At 71.5% G+C, this 17219-nt stretch carries 11 protein-coding genes; 2 read left to right on the top strand and 9 right to left on the bottom strand.

Going from position 1 to position 17219, the window contains the following annotated elements; genetic code table 11:
• Window positions 1-145: 145 nt before the first annotated feature.
• The 9 genes from KDL28_RS02315 to KDL28_RS02360 form a co-directional block, all read right to left on the bottom strand.
• Window positions 146-1483: a hypothetical protein gene (locus KDL28_RS02315; protein ID WP_252435488.1), complete on the bottom strand. Its 1338-nt coding sequence runs from the start codon at window positions 1481-1483 to the stop codon at window positions 146-148.
• Window position 1484: 1 nt separating this feature from the next.
• On the bottom strand, window positions 1485-3599 hold the full coding sequence (locus KDL28_RS02320) for an acyltransferase family protein (RefSeq protein ID WP_256500646.1): 2115 nt from the start codon (window positions 3597-3599) through the stop codon (window positions 1485-1487).
• Window positions 3599-4795 (bottom strand): glycosyltransferase family 4 protein, encoded by a 1197-nt coding sequence (locus tag KDL28_RS02325; RefSeq protein ID WP_252435490.1) that lies wholly within the window; start codon window positions 4793-4795, stop codon window positions 3599-3601. The genes KDL28_RS02320 and KDL28_RS02325 overlap by 1 nt, the downstream gene beginning before the upstream one ends.
• The gene (locus KDL28_RS02330; protein ID WP_252435492.1) at window positions 4792-6807 is read right to left on the bottom strand and encodes a heparinase II/III domain-containing protein; all 2016 of its coding nucleotides are present in this window, start codon (window positions 6805-6807) and stop codon (window positions 4792-4794) included. Before KDL28_RS02330 ends, KDL28_RS02325 begins: the two co-directional genes overlap by 4 nt.
• A complete protein-coding gene (locus KDL28_RS02335; protein WP_252435494.1) occupies window positions 6804-8015 on the bottom strand; it encodes a glycosyltransferase family 4 protein in 1212 nt (403 codons plus the stop codon). The genes KDL28_RS02330 and KDL28_RS02335 overlap by 4 nt, the downstream gene beginning before the upstream one ends.
• Window positions 8012-9268, bottom strand: coding sequence for a polysaccharide biosynthesis protein (locus KDL28_RS02340; RefSeq protein WP_252435496.1), 1257 nt, complete (start codon window positions 9266-9268; stop codon window positions 8012-8014). The genes KDL28_RS02335 and KDL28_RS02340 overlap by 4 nt, the downstream gene beginning before the upstream one ends.
• A 34-nt stretch (window positions 9269-9302) precedes the next feature.
• The gene (locus KDL28_RS41055; protein ID WP_308215912.1) at window positions 9303-10688 is read right to left on the bottom strand and encodes a NeuD/PglB/VioB family sugar acetyltransferase; all 1386 of its coding nucleotides are present in this window, start codon (window positions 10686-10688) and stop codon (window positions 9303-9305) included.
• Window positions 10681-12594 carry a polysaccharide biosynthesis protein gene (locus KDL28_RS02355; protein ID WP_252435497.1) on the bottom strand — a complete coding sequence of 638 codons (1914 nt, stop codon included), beginning with the start codon at window positions 12592-12594 and terminating at the stop codon, window positions 10681-10683. The genes KDL28_RS41055 and KDL28_RS02355 overlap by 8 nt, the downstream gene beginning before the upstream one ends.
• A gap of 377 nt (window positions 12595-12971) precedes the next feature.
• Window positions 12972-14561 carry a tyrosine-protein kinase domain-containing protein gene (locus tag KDL28_RS02360; RefSeq protein WP_308215913.1) on the bottom strand — a complete coding sequence of 530 codons (1590 nt, stop codon included), beginning with the start codon at window positions 14559-14561 and terminating at the stop codon, window positions 12972-12974.
• A gap of 69 nt (window positions 14562-14630) precedes the next feature.
• Here KDL28_RS02360 and KDL28_RS02370 point away from each other — a divergent pair, with 69 nt between their 5' ends.
• Window positions 14631-15821 (top strand): DUF418 domain-containing protein, encoded by a 1191-nt coding sequence (locus tag KDL28_RS02370; protein WP_252435498.1) that lies wholly within the window; start codon window positions 14631-14633, stop codon window positions 15819-15821.
• A 166-nt stretch (window positions 15822-15987) separates the two neighbouring features.
• On the top strand, window positions 15988-17178 hold the full coding sequence (locus KDL28_RS02375; protein ID WP_252435500.1) for a DUF418 domain-containing protein: 1191 nt from the start codon (window positions 15988-15990) through the stop codon (window positions 17176-17178).
• The last annotated feature ends 41 nt before the right edge of the window (window positions 17179-17219 follow it).

Consider the following 17219-nt stretch of genomic DNA (forward strand, 5'->3'; position numbering starts at 1 on the left):
CCGTTCGACGCGGCCCGGCGCTCGCCGTCCGCGTCCTGCGGCCGATCGTACCCGTTCGAAAGCCGCGACTGAGTCCGGCGAGGCTCTCGCGAAGATCGTCGGTGGTCGTCGGATCCCGACGATGCGCACTTCGACGAGGTACGGATCAGCGTGCGCCACTTCTCGCCTGCTCCGACGTGGCTGGGCTTCCCGGCTCGACATTCAGCGTCGTGCCCGCGCTCCGCGCAATCAGCACCATGATCATCACAGCGCCGATGTGGAGTACCAGCGTCCGCAGGAAACCGTCGCTGCCGCCCTTGGCCAACTGGATGCAGTCCGCCGCGAAAAACGGTGCGAGCATGGTCCAGTACAGCCGCGGTCGACTCATCATCCAAAATGACAGCCGAGTCAAGAGGATTCCGAGGAGGAGCAGGGCGGCCAGACCACCGAATAATCCGAAAGAATGGAAGAACTCGGCGAAGATCGAGGGCGGCACACCTGTTCCGTCTACCCACTTGGACAGGAAGTACTGCCTTGAGAACTGGGTGGCCGCACCTTCCGGCTTAGCCGGCCACACCGACCGTGGGACAAGATTGGCCAGCGACCCGACAGCGAGTTCGGGATTGAGGGCGAACGGCTCCTGCTTCGCCGCGGCCACACCCGTCGTGCGAATGGTGTCAAGACCACCGCGGACGAACGGGCCGACCAAGGAATTTATCGTGACGGTTCCGGTGGCGGGATCGGACCATTCGACCTCCTGGCCGTAGGTGAGGCCCGTCCGGACCTCCAGGCCATATATCGTGCTGAGCGGCACCACTGCCAGCACCGTGACCAGAACACCGGCCTTCAGCCGTCGCGACCAGCCGTTGACCCGAACATGCGCGCAGATGACAGCGACAGCGAGCACGATCACCTGGAACCGTGACCCGGTCAGCAGGGTCGACGCGGCATAGACAAGCCCACAGGCCCAGGTGAGCATCCTCTGACGGGTGGTCTTGTCAGCATGCAGAGCGCCGTAGATGCACGCGACCGCACTGACGATCAGCAGTATGCGCAGCGGACCAGTACCGGCCAACAACTCACGTCGATCAGCGAGGGTGTACAACAGAGCAACCGGGCCGCCGGCCGATGCCGCAAGCACCAGATAGCCGAGAACACCTACGGCGAGACCGCCGAACAGCGCAACGTCCAGCTTGGTTCCAGGAGTCCTGAGACTGATCTCTGAAACCCTGCCGGGCGGACAGGCGAGGATCACCCCGAACGCCGTCACCAGCAGCGCAAGGGTCGTCACGGATGCCGCCAGGTACGGGTCCGATGCGATCTCCGACCACGGCTGGGCCCAGCCGATCACCCACAGCACAGGAACCACTCCGGTAGCGACCGCCAAGTATCCGACGAAGAGGCCGATCGGCAAGATCGATGGCGCTGAACTCGCCCGGAGAAGGGTTATCCGGACGATCAACATAGCCGTTGTGGCGACGAACAGGATGAGAAGGGCGATCATGTCAGGGATTACCTCCCAAGGCGATCTCGAACTCCCCCGCGAGCGCATGGCTCTGGCGGGTCGAGATGTGCAGGCCGTCGCGGTAGATCCAGACCCCATCGCGAACCGAACGACAACTGGAGTCAGGACAGAGCACGGCACGAAGATCCATTTCCTGCACACCCGCGCTCGCCGCTGCATCATGCTCGGCGGTGCGCGCACGAGCCTGGGTTTCATCGACGTCCTGAAGCGGAACTTCGACTCCGCAGTCACTGACGCTGTCGCGCAGCGTCGGCAACGCACACTGGGATGGTGACCACCAGCGCTGCTGGTCTCCGCCGAGGTGTGGAATGACGTTGACCATGAGGACGGCATGGCCCGCGCTCTTCAGCGCTGTGAGCGTACGCTCCAGACCAGCCGCCCAGAGACGCTGCTTCGCGCTGGGCTCGGACGCCCCCTCACCGGTCAGAGGATCACGAAGAGTGACCTCCGGATCGTTGATGGCCTCGTTCGCGGCGGCTATGACGATCGACGCTCCAGCCTGCTCGGTCAACCATCGAGTGGATTGCTCCTGAAAGATCCGACAATCGTCATCAGGTCGCCCGGCCCGCTCGAACACGAGATCGATCAGCGGGCAACCGGACATCGTGGCGAGCACGACGGTCCGATCCAGGGCACGCCCTGCGTCGATCACCGCCTCCGCATACTGGCCCGCATTCGAGTCCCCGACCAGAAAGACCCTCGGCCCACCAGGACGCCCTTCGAAGGTACATCTCGTCAGATTTCGGGCAGGAACGGGCGTCGAACTGTGGCAGCCCTCTCGATAACCGGTCGGTACGGGTCTCACCTGTTCGGCCATGGCCGCGATCGCGGGGTTGCCCCAGCTTCTCGTCGCCTCCGCGTACACCACTCCGAACAGCAGGATGGGGACGACGATGCTCACGACAGCAAGTCGCACAGTCGCCCATGCGCTCAGCCCACCGCCCCGCCGGATCGGTTGCTCGAAGTAGGTGTAGGAAGCCCACGCCAGCGGCAATGCGATCACCGCTGCCGCTACCGTGACCCCGGAATCACTCGGCCAGACCAGGTGCGCAAAGACGATCAACGGCCAGTGCCAGAGGTACCAGCTGTAGGAGACGTCGCCGATCGCCTGCAGCGGCCGGCGAGCCAGGAGGCGACCGAGTGCGCCCCCTTCCGTCCGCCCGCCGACGATCACCAACGCCGTACCGACGACCGGCACGACGGCCACGGATCCGGGGAACACGGCCGTGTCGGGTATCAGGGTCGCTGCGGCGAGGAGCAGAGCCGCGCCCGTCCAGCCCACTGCGGCACCAGCAGCGCGGGAGAGGGGTGTCCCGCGGTCCGCCCACAGAGCGACCAGGCCGCCGATCCCGAACTCCCAGGCACGGCTGGGCGCGGAGTAGAACGCCGCCGTCGACGGCTTGTCGATGAACGGCAGGCCGTGGCCGTAGGACAGCCAGAGCGAGATCGCGAAGGATGCGGCGACCACCGCGGCCATGACGAGGGTGGCTCCTCCGACGCCCCGCCGCTGCTTCCGGCGTCCCCACCAGTAACCCACCGCGAGCAGCACCGGGAACACCAGGTAGAACTGCTCCTCGACCGCCAGTGACCAGGTGTGCAGCAGGGGGATCGTCTCGGCGGCGTTGTCGAAGTAGTCACCGGTGACGAGGTACAGGGCCACGTTGGCCAGCCACATGCTGGCACCGACCCCCGCCACTGCGGTGTCCTGCTGCGAGCCGAACGGCGACTGCAGCACCATCGACAGCAGGGCGGTCACGGTCAGGACGAGGGCGAGCGCGGGGAGCAACCGCCTGATCCGCCGCGCGTAGAACCGCCGGAACCGGATGCGGCCGTGCGCCGCCAGCTCGCGGAGGAGCAACATCGTGATGACGAAGCCGGAGATGACGAAGAAGACGTCGACCCCGACGAACCCGCCCTGGACCGGCAGCCCCGCGTGGTAGGCCACCACGAGCAGGACGGCGACCGCCCGGAGCCCCTGGATGTCGCCGAGCCGTCGGCTCGGCGGGCCCGGCGACGGAGACGGCGACGGCCCGACGGATCCGTCCGCGGAACGACCCCCGGAGGAGCCGGCAGCCGCCCTTCGCGCAGTCGGCATCACTGCGCACCGACGTCGGGGACCAGGGTGTCGAGCATCGCGTTCAACCGCTTGGCCATGACCTGCCGCGACTGGTTCTCCCGGATGTGTCGTCGCCCGTTGCAGCCCCAACGGGACAGCTGGTCCGCGCCGGCCTCCGCCATCCGGGAGATGCCGGCGGCCAGGCCCGACGGCGACACGGCGATGCCCCCGCCGGAGTCGGTCACCAACGCCGCGACGTCTCCCGGGGTGTTGGTGATGACCGGCTTGCCCGCCGCCATGTAGTCGAAGAGCTTGTTGGGGCTGACTCCGTAGTGGAAGAGCGGCACGTCGGCCAGGCAGTGGACGCCGATGTCGGCCGCATGCAGCAGCCGGGGCATCTCGGCCTTGGGGAGCGGGTCGAGGAACCGGACATTGGTCAGGCCCTCGGTCACCGCGCGTTCGACCAGGGCGGCTCGGGAGACGCCGTCGCCGACGAGGACGATGCCGATGTCGTCACCGATCACGGCCGCGGCGTCCAGCAGCAGACCGAGGCCGTTGGCCGGGCCGTGCGCCCCCGCGTAGACGAAGGTCAGCCGGTCGAACCCGTATCGGGCGCGAGCATCGTCACGGGTGACCTCGGTGTCGAAGTACTCCGGATCCGCGGCGTTGGGGATCACCGTGATCTTCTCGACCGGGACCCCCGCCTGTTCCAACGAGCGGGCGACGCCGTCCGCCAGGACCACGATCCGGTCGGCCCTGCGGTACAGCCACGACTCCAGCGCGGCCAGCGCACGACAGATCGGCGAGCTCGCGGACAGCTGGCCCATCTCGACGAGGACCTTCGGCCACAGGTCTCGGATCTCGAGCACCAGCGGTGCCCGGGAGGCGGCCGCGATGACCGCGCCTGCCGCGGCGGCGAGCAGGTGCGGCGACGAGGCGTAGACGACCGCCGGTCGCCGCCGGACGTCGAGCAGGGATGCGACCACGGCCATCACCGCGTAGCTCATCCAGTTGCCGATCCGGGCGACGCCGTTGCTCCGGTACGGCGTCACGGGAACGAAGCGGAAGCCTGGCCGGTCCCGCTGCGTCCGGTGGGTCGACAGGTTCGTGCGCGACGCGACGATCAGGTGATCCCACCCCGGGAGAGCGCCGAACAGCTCGGTGTGCCGGGTCCCTCCCGGTTCTCCGACCGGTACCGCGAAGTGGTTGAGGACCAGAACTCGACGGCGGGTCATGCGGCGCCCGTCCCGGCGGTGTGGATGCGGGTCCGTCCCCCGACCCTGACGACCATGCTGGCGCCGCCGGGCCGGAACTCCATCCCCATCTCGATGCCCGCGACCGTGACCTGGTCCCCGTCAACGGTTGCGTCGTGGGCGGTGCTCCACCGCCGCGCCACGCCCCACACCGTGGCCGCGGTCCCGCTGACCGACCGTTCCAACCAGGTGGCCGGTTCCCGTTGGCCGTAGGTCGTGCTGTGCCAACCGGCGAAGGGCTGCTCCTGCCCCTCCACCGCCGAGCCGCCCTGCAGGCCGCGGACGACGAGCCCCGGGCAGTGGGCGAGGTGGAGCTCGTTCCGCACGATCTCGGTACCCGGTGCGAGTGCGACCGTGAGCAGCGCATCCTGTCCGTCCTCGCGCCAGTCCACGACCGTCAGGCCGTCCGCGGTGACGACCACGGCACGGGCGATCCGCCCGGCCCCCTCCGATCGGGCGTACGCGTCGTGCACGGCCCACACGACGACCGCTCCCCTGGTCCGGACCGGCACTCCGCAGTGCACGGTCGCCGACGTGAGCCATCGGAACGCCCGGTGCGGCACGAACATCTCCTCGCCCCGGGTGCGCAGACCGTTGTGGGCCCGACTGGTGCGGAAGGCGTTGCGCACGTCGAGCCGACCGTTGTAGGTGCCCGTGCCCGGGTCGACCAGCACCCATCGGTCGCCGAAGCGGGCGCTGACGTGGGTGAGGTCGGCGTGTTGGTGCGACGGCCCGGTACCGCCCTTCAGCCACACGTCCCAATCGCCGACGGTGGCCCGGGCGATGCCGCCGCTCACAACCACGGCTGCTTCGGGGGGTCGTGCGGCGGAGGTCGTGGCTCCCACGTCCCCGATCGGGGGGGCGTACCACGCCACCTCGTCGAACTCCGACCACCACCGCGGGTCGGCGGACCGCCCGCTGAGGACGAGTCCCAGTGCCGTGGAGCCGGCGAGGTCGAGGGCATCACCCGAGGACGCGAGTACCCGGCCCTCGTCCCAGTCGCCCCACTGCGGGATCGGGCCGTCGAGCGCACCCATCCGCCGCAGATGCCGTGCGGCCCCTCCCATCGCCGTCACCACGGCCGGCGAACCGTCCCCCAGCAGGTGCTTGACCGTCAGCATCTCCAGCACGAAGCGGTGGTAGGACACCGAGTCCTCGATCATCGAGCCGTCCGGACGCATGTGGCGGTCGAGCTGAGCGGCGAAGGCCCGCTCCGCGATCCTGGAGAGCCGGCTCCGGGCGCTGCCGCCGGTGAACCTCTGGATGGCCAACAACCCGAGGGCATCACCGAGGAGGTGGTTGTTGCGCATGCTGCTGACCGTGTACGGGAAGTCGACGAGCAGGTGCCGGCGTGCTCGGGCGACGTCGAGCGCCATCGAATCGCGCACGTCCTGCGGGAGGACGTCCGCGCACAGGGCGTGGACCTGCATCCAGGCCACGGCCCGGAGCGCGATCTCCAGGTTCGAGTACCAATGGACGCCGTGTTCGGTCGGGGTGGCCCGGAACCACAGGCGCAGCCGTCGGGCCAGCTCGCCCTCCCACTGCTCCCCCGGTTGCAGGAAGGCGGCGCGGGCGAGCACGACGATGTCCCGGTGCCGGCCGAGCTCCCAGGCCCACTTCACGTCGCCGAGGCGCTTCTCGGTCCGGATGTCGATCTGCCACCAGAACGGGGACGGCCATCTCGCGCCGTGGTCACCGACCAGGTTCCAGTCCTCGGCCGCCCGCACCGGGATCCGCTGCCCGAAGACCCGGTGCCCGAGCTCGACGATCTGTCGGGCGTCCGCGATGCAACGCCCGGCCGCTGCCGGCGCCACCCGACCGCTCGGCCGGAAGCCGGGAACCAGGCGCAGGACCGCCGGGCGCGCGGAGCGGGTGGCGGCCCGCAGCGCGAGCCCGTGGGCACCCGAGCGCTTACCGAGCTCGTAGAACGCGCGCACCGGGGCCAGGACACCCAGCGCCGCGAGATCCGCCCTGATCGACGCTGTTCGGCTCATGCGGCCGTGCTGCGCGGATCGTGCAGTCGGTCGAGTGCGCGGAACACCGCACCGAACTCGGCCTCCCACGTCAACTCGCGGTCGCCGAGCTCCCGGCACCGGCCGGCGAGATCATCGAGGTCGTCCTCGGCGGCACGGGCGACGAGCGACTCGGCGATGCCCTCGGCAGTGACCGGCGTCAGCCAACCGACCTTGTTGTCCACGACGAATCTCCGGTTCTCGGGGAGGTCGCCGGCGAGCACCGGTCGGCCGGTGGTGACGCATTCGAGGATCTTGTTGGACAACGAGTCGTTGCCCGCGTCCGTCGGCTCGTAGAGCGCGACGCCGAGGTGACCGGCCAGGTAGGCCTGCGACACCCGGGAACCGTCCAGCCGACCGTGGAACCGCACCTGGTGGGTGACCTGCAGGCGGGTCGCCAGCTCGACGAGCGATTCCGCGTAGTCCGGTCGGCCGGCGCCGTGGACGTCCAGCTCGACGCGAGTGCCGCGATCGCGGGCGATGCGCACGGCGTGGATGAGCTGTTCCAGGCCACGGCCTTCGAACAGCGTCCCGACCGTGACGACGCGGAGCACCCCGGCCCGGTGCGCAGGCGGCGCGGTGTACGCGCTGCGCCAGCCGGCCAGCGGCGCGTTCCGCACCACGATGACCTCGCCGAACCCGTGGTCGGACGTCAGCAGCGTGGCATGGCCGGGCGTGACGACCAGCGTCACGTCCGCCCGCCGGGCACCGGCCCTCAGCAGCAGCGGCTCGACCCTGCGGAACAGCGCGAACAGCGAACCCGTCGCCGACACGCTGGCCGGCCGCTCGTTGACGTCCAGCACCAGGCGGGAGCCGTGCCGAGCCTGGTGCAACAGCCCCAGCACCAGCAGCGGGACTCCGGTGACGTGGACGACGTCGCCGTCGCGCCGCCACACCTCGCGCACGAGTCGCCCGAAGGCGGGAAGGTACGAGCGGAGGAGGTTGGACAGCTGGCTGGGGACCGTGGGCGCAGTCGACGGCGTGCGCAGCGGGACCTGATGCACGCTCACACCGTCCGTGAGGCGGGTGCCGGCGGAGTCGCGCTTCCCGGTCCGCCCCACCCCCTGCAGGGACAAGAAGGTCACGGGCCCGCGGTCGCGGTAGGCGACGGCGGCCTTGCGCGTGCGAGTCGCGTACCGGTAGGGCGCCATGGACAGGACCAGATAGCGGGTCTGCCGATCGGGCGTCATCGGGCGACCTCCCCGGACCGGAGCAGCTTCGAGCTCATGACCACGCCGGCGATCACTCGCGTGAGGGTCCCGGCCAGCAGCCCGTACGCGACGGCCAGCAGGATGTCGCCGCCGACCACGACCGTCACCACGACCTGCACGAGCAGGCCGACCGCTCCGACGGCTCCGAGCCCGAAGAGCCACCGCGGCGGCGCGACGGCACCGAGGTAGGCGCTGGGCAGCACGTAGAACAGGCGCAGTCCACCGATCGCGCCGAGCACCGTCAGAAGCGCCCAGGGGGCTCGCACCTGGAACAGGACGTCCGCCAGGTAACGCGACGCCGGAACCGCCACCGCCGTCATCGCGAGGGATGTCATCGCAGCGCCCACCGCCCACCGCCGCGCCGTGGAACGCGTGATCGTCGCCCGGCGGGACGCGATCGCGGGCAGCGCCACGAAACCCAGGATCGAACCGACGGACAGGATCGGGTAGAGCGCCAGCAGCTTGAGCTGCCCGTACTGGCCGACGTCCGCGAGGCTCCTGCTGAGCTCGGCGGCGAGCGCCAGGTCCGCCCAGTCGCCGGCCGCCAGCGTCAGCATCGACAGGCTGTACCCGACGCCCAGGCGCCGCATGGTGCGGTGTGCCGCATCGTCGATCGGCCAGGGAGCGGCCAGGCGGGTCGACCACATGACGCATCCGACGGCGACGACCAGCGCACACATGCAGAACGTGAGCGCCGCGCCGGTGCCGGACAGGAGACCGGCTGCGCCGATGAAGGCCACGCCGGCGAGAAGCCGATGGCCCTGCTGCGCCAGCGCTCCGAGTCCCGGCCGGTTGCTCGCCCGCATCACGCCCGAGACGAGGCTGCTCAGCGCGATCGCGGCGCTGCCCACCACGAGGGTCCACGCGATCGGCCAGGCCACACCCAGACGGAGGACGAGGTACCCCGCGCCGGCCGCTGCGACGACCACGCAGAGCAGAACCAGCCGCCACTGGCGACGGTCCAGCCGCGGCGCGATGCCGCCGCGTGCTGCGGTCTCCCTCGTGAGCGCCTGGTCGTAGCCGAGCAGCGCGAGGACCACGACGACCGGGACGCCCTGCCGCACGAGGTTGTACTGCCCGAACTCCGCGGTGTCGAGGTGGCGCGCGAGCAGCAGCTCCCCGATGAAGAGCAGACCGACCGAGCCGCCGTAGACGAGACCGATGAGGCCGGTGGCGCGGGCGAGCGTCCGCCCGCCACGCCCGCCGGAGCGCAGGTCGGCGGATCCCGTCACGACGGCACGCCGCATGTCGGGCCGGGCACCCGGCTCATCGCCGCGCCACGACGGCACGGCGCGCTGGAACGCCCACCACCGTCGAACCCGTGGACGTCGGGTGGGTGACCACGGCACCGGCGCCCACCACGGCGGAGTCGCCGACCCGCAGGCCCTGCAGGACCGTGGCAGAGGCTCCGATCAAGGCACCGGTCCCCACGACGACCGAACCCGACACGCACGCCTGGGGGTTCAGCCGGCTGAAGTCGTGCAGGACGGTGTCGTGGCCCACCGTCGCGTTCTGGTCGATGTGGACGTGGGCGCCCACGGTGATGTTGGTGCTCAGCCGTGCGCCGGTGGCGACGACGACACCGATGTCGATCGACACCAGCGGACCGATCGTCGCATCGGGATGGATCAACGCCGGGTAGGTCACCGGGGCATGCGCGAGCCGGTCGACCACGGCCCTGCGCGCAGCGCCGGAACCGATCGCGACCACGGCGTGAAACGGGTCCGGACGCGCGGCGAGCAGGTCCACCGTGCCGATGATCCGTCCCCCCAGTGCGGTCACGGCGGCCCGATCGGCCGGCGACGGATCGTCGTCGACGAATCCTTCGACCACCCAGTCACCGCCGGCGGCATTGATCGCCTGGACAGTGCAGAGCACCTCCCGGCCGAAGCCCCCGCAGCCCACGATGATCAGGGGCCGCCGTGGGTCGGGCAGCTGCGGAACGGGCTCCCCCGTGAACTCCGACATCGTCACGACACCGGGTCCGCTGATGCCGCTCCGGCGCAGCACCGACCCGATCGTGCGCAGCAGGATCCGGATGTCCAGCGAGAAGGAGCACCGCTCGACGTATTCGACGTCCAGCTCGAACTTCCGCTCCCAGCTCAGGCCGTTGCGGCCGGAGACCTGGGCCAGGCCGGTCAGTCCCGGAGGCACCTCGTGCCGGCGGGCCTGCTGCGGGGTGTACCGGTCCAGGTACTGCATCAGCAGCGGCCGGGGGCCCACCAGCGACATCTCCCCCCGCACGACGTTCCAGAGCGTCGGCAGCTCGTCGAGGCTGGTGCTGCGCAACACCCGACCCAGGGCCGTCATCCGGGACGCGTCGTCGATGCGTCCCCGTGCCGCGTCCGCCGGGAGCATCGTGCGGAACTTCACCAGGACGAACGGGCGCCCATGCAGTCCCGGCCTGAGCTGGCGGAACACCACGGGCCGACCGAGCCGGACGGCGATCGCGGCGGCGGTCACGACCTGGAGAGGGGACGACAACACCAGCGCCACGACGGCGAGCACCAGGTCGAGCAGCCGCTTGGCCTGCCGATAGGTCACCATGTGGGTCGCCTCCGGTCGGCATCTGGGGGCAGCCTCGGCGAGACGTGCCACTCGATACGATACGAATCGTATCGACAGACGACAGGACACGTCCACGTCACGCACGCCGCAGCGCCAGCAGCGGGGCCAGCATCGCGGTCTCGCCGGTCCACGACGAGTCGGGGAACTGCGGCAGCTCGACCATCGCCCGCTCGGCACCGACCCGGTCGCCGTGCTGCCGCACGAAGGTGATCCCCAGCGTGGGCACGGTGACGTGGGAGACCGCCCGGTGCACCTGGCAGGTGCTGGACTCCTCGTCGCCGAACAGCTCCTCGTGCAGCTTCTCGCCCCTGCGGAGTCCGGTGTAGACGATCTGCACCGTCCGGCCGGCGATCTCCATCAACTGGCGGGCGACGTCCTCGATCCGCACGGCCTTGCCCATGTCGAGCACGAGCACCTCACCCGGAGCCCCGATGGCCGCGGCGTGCACGACCAGCTGGACCGCCTCCGGGATCGTCATGAAGAACCGGGTCACCTCGGGGTGGGTGACCGTGATCGGGCCGCCGTGGGCGAGCTGCTCGGTGAAGGTGCCGAGCATCGAGCCCCGGCTGCCCAGAACGTTCCCGAACCGGACCGACAGGTAGGTCCCCGTCGCCCGGCAGGCGGCGTCGGCGACCAGTCGTTCGCCGATCCGCTTGGACCGCCCGAGCACGCTGATCGGGTTCGCCGCCTTGTCGGTGGAGATGTTGACGAACTTCTCGGCCCGGCAGGCGCGGGCGGCGTCGAGCACGTTCTGGGTGCCGATCACGTTGGTCTTCCACGCCTCGGTCGGGTACTGCTCGAGCAGCGGCAGGTGCTTGAGCGCGGCGGCGTGGAAGATCACTTCCGGCCGGCGCGCGACGAACAGCGCGGTGAGCACGGCCGCATCGCGGATGTCGGCCAGGATCACGTCCGGGGAGTCGAGCAGGGCGCTGCCGTGGATCGACAGCTGGATGGCGTGCAGCGCCGACTCGTCCCGGTCGAGCATCATCAGCTCGGCGGGCCCGAACCGGTGGATCTGCCGGCACAGCTCGGACCCGATCGAGCCGCCCGCCCCGGTGACGAGGACCCGCCGTCCGGTCAGGTACCCGGCGATCGCGGCCACGTCGACCTCGACGGGCTGGCGGCCCAGCAGGTCGGTGATGTCGAGATCGCGCAGCTGGGCCAGGCCGATCTCCGAACCCAGGAGCTCGGCCATCGGCGGCAGCACCTTGACGCCGAGGCCCGCCGTCGTCGCGGCGCGGTTGACCCGGTGCACCGCCGTCGCGTCGAGCACCGACGAGGCGACGACGAGCAGGTCCGCCCCGGTCGCCGCGGCGACCTCGGCGATGTCGTCACGGGTGCCGCGCACCCGGACTCCGTAGACCCGGCGGCGGCGCAGGTCGGGATCGTCGTCGAGCAGCGCGACCGGCAGGTACTCGCGGCCGCGGTCGGCGATCATCGACCGGACGAGTTGCTGCCCCTCGAGACCGGCGCCGAGGACGATCACCCGGTGCGTGGGCGGACCGTCCGACCGGACGCTGCGGTCCCGCCACCGCCGCACGACCACCCGGGCCCCGACGGACAGCAGCAGCGCGATCAGGGCGCCCGCCGCGGGCACCGAACGCGGCACCGGGGGCAGGCTCGGGAGCAGCACGACGACGAAGGCGACGATGCCGACCAGGGCGACGGCCGCGGTCACGCTGATCGCGTCCTCGACGCTGCCGGTCGAGTACCGGCCCCGGTAGAGCCGCAGTGGCACCGCGACGATCACCTGCACCACCAGCGCGACGACCAGGACCTGGGCCAGTCCTCGCGTGTCGATGGCCGTCACGTCCCCGTCGTAACGGAGCCAGACGCCGGTGGACAGGCCGATCACCCACGCGGCGCTGTCCCAGGCCAGCAGGGCGAGGCGCCGGGCGCGTCGCGGGAGGCGGCGCACGCCGGCCCGGTCAGGGCTCCCGGCGGTGCGTACCGCCGCGCCGGGCGACCCCTGCTCCACGTACGTTTCCACTCGGCCTCCGTCGGGGTGCGTTGAAGACCGGGCGAGCACCTCGCGGGCACTGCGGTGAATGACGTCACGGAATCGCGCGGCAATTGTGTGCGGCAGCGCGGATCTCCCCGACATCGCTCACGTGCCGCGCCTCGAACACCACGCCGACCTGCAAGAACATTTCATTCGGTCCACACCAATGTATCGCCGCCGTCCTCGGCGGGCGATGACACAACGGGTACGTTCGGTCGGAGCCGCGTGGAATTGAGCGGAACTTGAGGAACGGCCGGATCGAGCTGCGGAGCCTGCCGGAACCAGACCGGAAACAGAGGTGCGGCGACGATCGGCGGCAGGCCGGGACCACGGGGTCGGTGACGCCGTGCAGCGGCCCGGCCCGATCAGCCCGTCCCGGGCCACCCGTCGGAGTGACGGCCCCCGTGTCGTGTCACATCCGAGGGTGCCCGAGCGGCGTCGGTCGCTTCGTGGTGGGCGAGCACCGGAGGCTCGGCGCGGTAGTACGAGTTGTACCCGGCGTACGCGCGGGGGCCGCGGGTGGGCACCATCGTGAACAGGGTGCCCAGCACCGGCACCGACACGGCGGCCAGCGCCTGCACGGCCCGGCCGACCTGCTCCCGGTTGGCCCGCTTGTACCGGCAGACCAGGATCACTCCGTCGGCCGATGGCGCGACCGCGGCGGCGTCGGTGACCGGGAGCAACGGAGGGGTGTCCAGCAGCACCACGTCGTACTGCGTGCGCAACTCCGCCAGCAGCTCGGTCATCTGCCGCGAGCCGAGCAGCTCGCTCGGATTGGGTGGCAGCGAACCGCTGGCGAGCACGTCGAACTTGCCGCCCGACCACGGCTGGATCACCTGATCGGGGCGCAGCCTGCCGGACAGGATGTCGGTCAGCCCGACGGTCCCGTCCAGGCCGAGGAGCTCGGCGACCTTGGGCCGGCGCAGGTCGGCGTCCACCAGCAGCACCCGGGCGCGCGTCGCGGCCATGGCTATCGCCAGGTTGCACAGGGAGGTCGTCTTCCCCTCCTCGGGGAGCGAACTGGTCACCACGATGACCTTGTGGGGGTTGTCCAGGTCGATGAACTGCAGGTTGGTGCGCAGCTGCCGGAACGCCTCGGCACGCGGCGACTGGGGATCGTCGTCGTGCACGGTCAGCGGCCGCTTCGGGGTGTTCGCCTGGTACGCGATCGTCCCGAGGTTCGGTGCCCGGGTCACCGCGTGCAGCAGCTCCAGGGACTTGATCGAGCTGTCGGTGGCGTTCCGCAGGAGCGCCAGGCCCACCCCGGCGGCCAGCCCGACCAGCAGGCCGAGCAGGAGGCTGGCCGGCAGGCCGGTCGACGACGGTGCCGTCGGGACCTCGGCCGGTTCGACGACCCTGACCAGCACGGGCGCCAGCGCATCGGGAGTGGCCGGGCGCTCGAGCTCGGCGACCAGGTCGGTGAACACGCGACCGACCGAGTTGGCGACGGTCGCGACACCCTCGGGCGAGCCGCCGGTGACGGCGACGTCGATCAGCACGGAGTCGGCCGCGTTCGACGCCGTGATGCGACCCGCCAGTGCGGCGGGCGACTCGGTGAGGCCGAGCTGCCGGACCACCGCCCGGCTCACCCGCATGCTGTTGACCAGCTCCACGTAGGACGACACCCGCTGCTGCGACAGCAAGCTGCCCTGGTAGGCGGCGTTGGCGGTGTCGGCGGACTGCGCCGAGACGTAGAGCGAGATGCGCGCGGTGTACTCGACCGGTCGCAGGGTCCAGGCGACTCCCGCCCCGAGGGTCACCAGCACCGTGGTGAGCACGAGGATCATCCATCGTTCCCGGAGAACCCGCGCGTAATCCTGAATGGCCACATTTCCCCCGTCGCCTACGCATGGCCGCATTAGGACCATTCGGCGTAACTGACTACGCCTAACAGGGTAGGGGCGACGAGGCCCTGGAGCCAACCGGCGCGCACCTCGGGATGAACCGCCGCCCATCCTTCGACCGACGGCGTATCGATCCGACGGTGGACGCCCAGCGCACCGCCGGCCCCTACCGTCAGGGATATGACCGCCGTCACAGATCCCGGTGCCACGTCCATCGCCGCCCGCGCCCTCGCGCCCGACCTGGCCCGCGGCGGCATGCTGCTGCTCATCGCGCTGGCCAACGTCCACCTGTTCACCTACGGGCACCCGCTCGGTCCCCGCGGCTACCCGCGCGACGTCGGGGGTGTCGACAGCGTGGTCGCCCTGCTGCAGATGACGCTGGTCGACGGCCGGGCGTACCCGCTGTTCGGGCTGCTGTTCGGCTACGGGATCGTGCAGCTGACCCGGCGGCGCACGGCGGTGGGCCGGTCGGTGGACGCCGTGGTCGGGCTGGTCCGCAGGCGGGGCGCCTGGATGCTGCTCATCGGCGCCGTGCACGGCGTGCTGCTGTGGTCGGGTGACATCGTCGGGGCCTACGGGCTGCTCGCGGTGCTGCTGGCCGGACTGCTCGTGCGGGGGTCGGACCGGGCGCTGGCGCGGGTGGCCGTCGCCGGCACCACGGTCACGACGCTGTTCTACGCGGGCTCCGGGCTGTCCATGCCGGGCGATCCGCAGGCGTTCATGGCCTCGATGGCGATCGCCGACCCGCTGGCGGCGCTGGGCGCGCGCGCGTTCGAGTGGGGGACGATCGGGGTGCTGCTGCAGGCCTTCGGCGTCTTCGGGGCCGTGGCGGCCGGAGCCTGGGCGGCCCGGCGCCGGCTGCTCGACGAGCCGGAGCGGCACCGCCCGCTGCTGACCCGCGTGGCCGTCGTGGGGCTGGCCGCGGCCGTGCTGGGCGGGCTGCCCATGGCCCTGATGGCGGCCCAGCTCTGGACCTCACCCCCGCTGTGGGCAGTGCTGGCCGCGGGCTCGCTGCACGCGCTCGGCGGCTACGTGGGCGGGTTCGGGTACGCGGCCCTGTTCGGGCTGCTGGCGATCCGGGTGGTCGAGCGCGGCACCGGCCCGGTGACCGACGCGCTGCGGGCCTGCGGGCAGCGCTCGCTGAGCTGCTACCTCGCCCAGTCGGTGGCGTTCGTGGCGCTGCTGCCGGCGTGGACGCTCGGGCTCGGGGAGGGAGCGCACCTGTGGCAGACCGCCCTGGTCGGCGCCGGGGCCTGGCTGGTGATCCTGGTGGTGGCCGCGGCGTCGGCCCGCGCCGGGTTCCGCGGCCCGGCCGAGGTGCTGCTGCGCCGGCTGACCTACGGCCCCCGACGCGTCCCGGTCGCCCACTGACCCCCCGACCCCGGTTCAGGAAAAGCCACGATGCCGCCCTCTGCGGGCAGCATCGTGGCTTTCCTGAACTCCGGCCGGCGACAGCTGCGACGGACGCCCAACGGACGATGCCCCATCGTCCGACCGATTGATCCCCGGGGCGCGGCCGCTCCCTAGTGTCGTGGGCATGACCCTCCCCCCGGACCCGGGCGCCACCCCCACCGGTGCCCGCGCACTCGCCCCGGACCTGGCCCGGGGCGGCATGCTGCTGCTCATCGCCCTGGCCAACGTGCACGCCTACACGTACGGCCACTCGCTCGGCCCGCGCGGCTACCCCGCCGACCCGGGCGGGATCGACGCGATCGTGGCGCTGCTGCAGATGCTGCTGGTCGACGGGCGGGCCTACCCGATGTTCGGGTTGCTGTTCGGCTACGGGATCGTGCAGCTCGCCCGCCGGCGCACGAACGGCCCCGACGGCACCGGCGCGGCGGTGGGCCTGGTGCGCCGACGCGGGACCTGGATGGTGGCCATCGGGGCGGCGCACGGGCTGTTGCTGTGGTCCGGCGACATCGTCGCCGCCTACGGGCTGGTCGCGCTGCTCACCGCCGGGCTGCTGCTCCGCGGCTCGGACCGGGCCCTGGTCCGCGTGGTGGTCGCCGGCACGGCGTTCGTGGGGCTGTTCTACGCCTTCAGCGGCCTGCCCCTGCCCGGCGACCCGCAGGCGTTCCTGCCGTCGATGGCGATCGTGGACCCGGCGGCGGCCGCGGCCGTGCGCGGCGTCGAGTGGCTGGGGGTCGGGGTGGTGCTGCAGGTCCCCGGCACGGTGGGAGCGGTGGCCGCGGGGGCCTGGGCGGCTCGGCGCCGGCTGCTCGACGAGCCCGGGCGGCACCGGGCGCTGCTGGTCCGGGTGGCCGTGGTGGGGATGGCCGCCGCGGTGCTGGGCGGCCTGCCGCTGGCCCTGGTGGCCGCCGGGTACTGGACGTCGCCGCCACTGGCCGGCCTGCTGGCGGCCGGGGCTTTGCACGCGGTCGGCGGCTACGCGGGCGGGTTCGGGTACGCGGCGGTGTTCGGGCTGCTCGCGGTCCGGATCGCGCGACGCGGCGCCGGTCCGGTGGCCGGCGCGCTGCGCGCCTGTGGGCAGCGCTCGCTGTCGTGCTACCTGGCGCAGTCGGTGGCGTTCGTGGCCCTGCTGCCCGCCTGGACGCTGGGTCTCGGCGCGCGGGCCCACCTCTGGCAGGTGGCACTGCTCGGCGCCGGGGCCTGGCTGGTGATCCTTGTCGTCGCGGCGGTGTCGGCCCGCGCGGGGGTGCGCGGCCCGGCCGAGGTGCTGCTGCGCCGGCTGACCTACGGCCCCCGACGTGTCCCGGTCGCCCACTGAACTCCGGCCGGGAGCGCGCGCCGGGCACCGCCGCGGGTCGG

This window comes from Pseudonocardia humida, assembly GCF_023898865.1.
In the GTDB taxonomy this organism is placed as follows: domain Bacteria; phylum Actinomycetota; class Actinomycetes; order Mycobacteriales; family Pseudonocardiaceae; genus Pseudonocardia; species Pseudonocardia humida.

Coding starts and splice junctions, on each gene's coding strand:
- KDL28_RS02315 (WP_252435488.1), bottom strand. CDS start 1,483: ATGATCGCCCTTCTCATCCTGTTCGTCGCCACAACGGCTATGTTGATC.
- KDL28_RS02320 (WP_256500646.1), bottom strand. CDS start 3,599: ATGCCGACTGCGCGAAGGGCGGCTGCCGGCTCCTCCGGGGGTCGTTCC.
- KDL28_RS02325 (WP_252435490.1), bottom strand. CDS start 4,795: ATGACCCGCCGTCGAGTTCTGGTCCTCAACCACTTCGCGGTACCGGTC.
- KDL28_RS02330 (WP_252435492.1), bottom strand. CDS start 6,807: ATGAGCCGAACAGCGTCGATCAGGGCGGATCTCGCGGCGCTGGGTGTC.
- KDL28_RS02335 (WP_252435494.1), bottom strand. CDS start 8,015: ATGACGCCCGATCGGCAGACCCGCTATCTGGTCCTGTCCATGGCGCCC.
- KDL28_RS02360 (WP_308215913.1), bottom strand. CDS start 14,561: ATGGGCGGCGGTTCATCCCGAGGTGCGCGCCGGTTGGCTCCAGGGCCT.
- KDL28_RS02370 (WP_252435498.1), top strand. CDS start 14,631: ATGACCGCCGTCACAGATCCCGGTGCCACGTCCATCGCCGCCCGCGCC.
- KDL28_RS02375 (WP_252435500.1), top strand. CDS start 15,988: ATGACCCTCCCCCCGGACCCGGGCGCCACCCCCACCGGTGCCCGCGCA.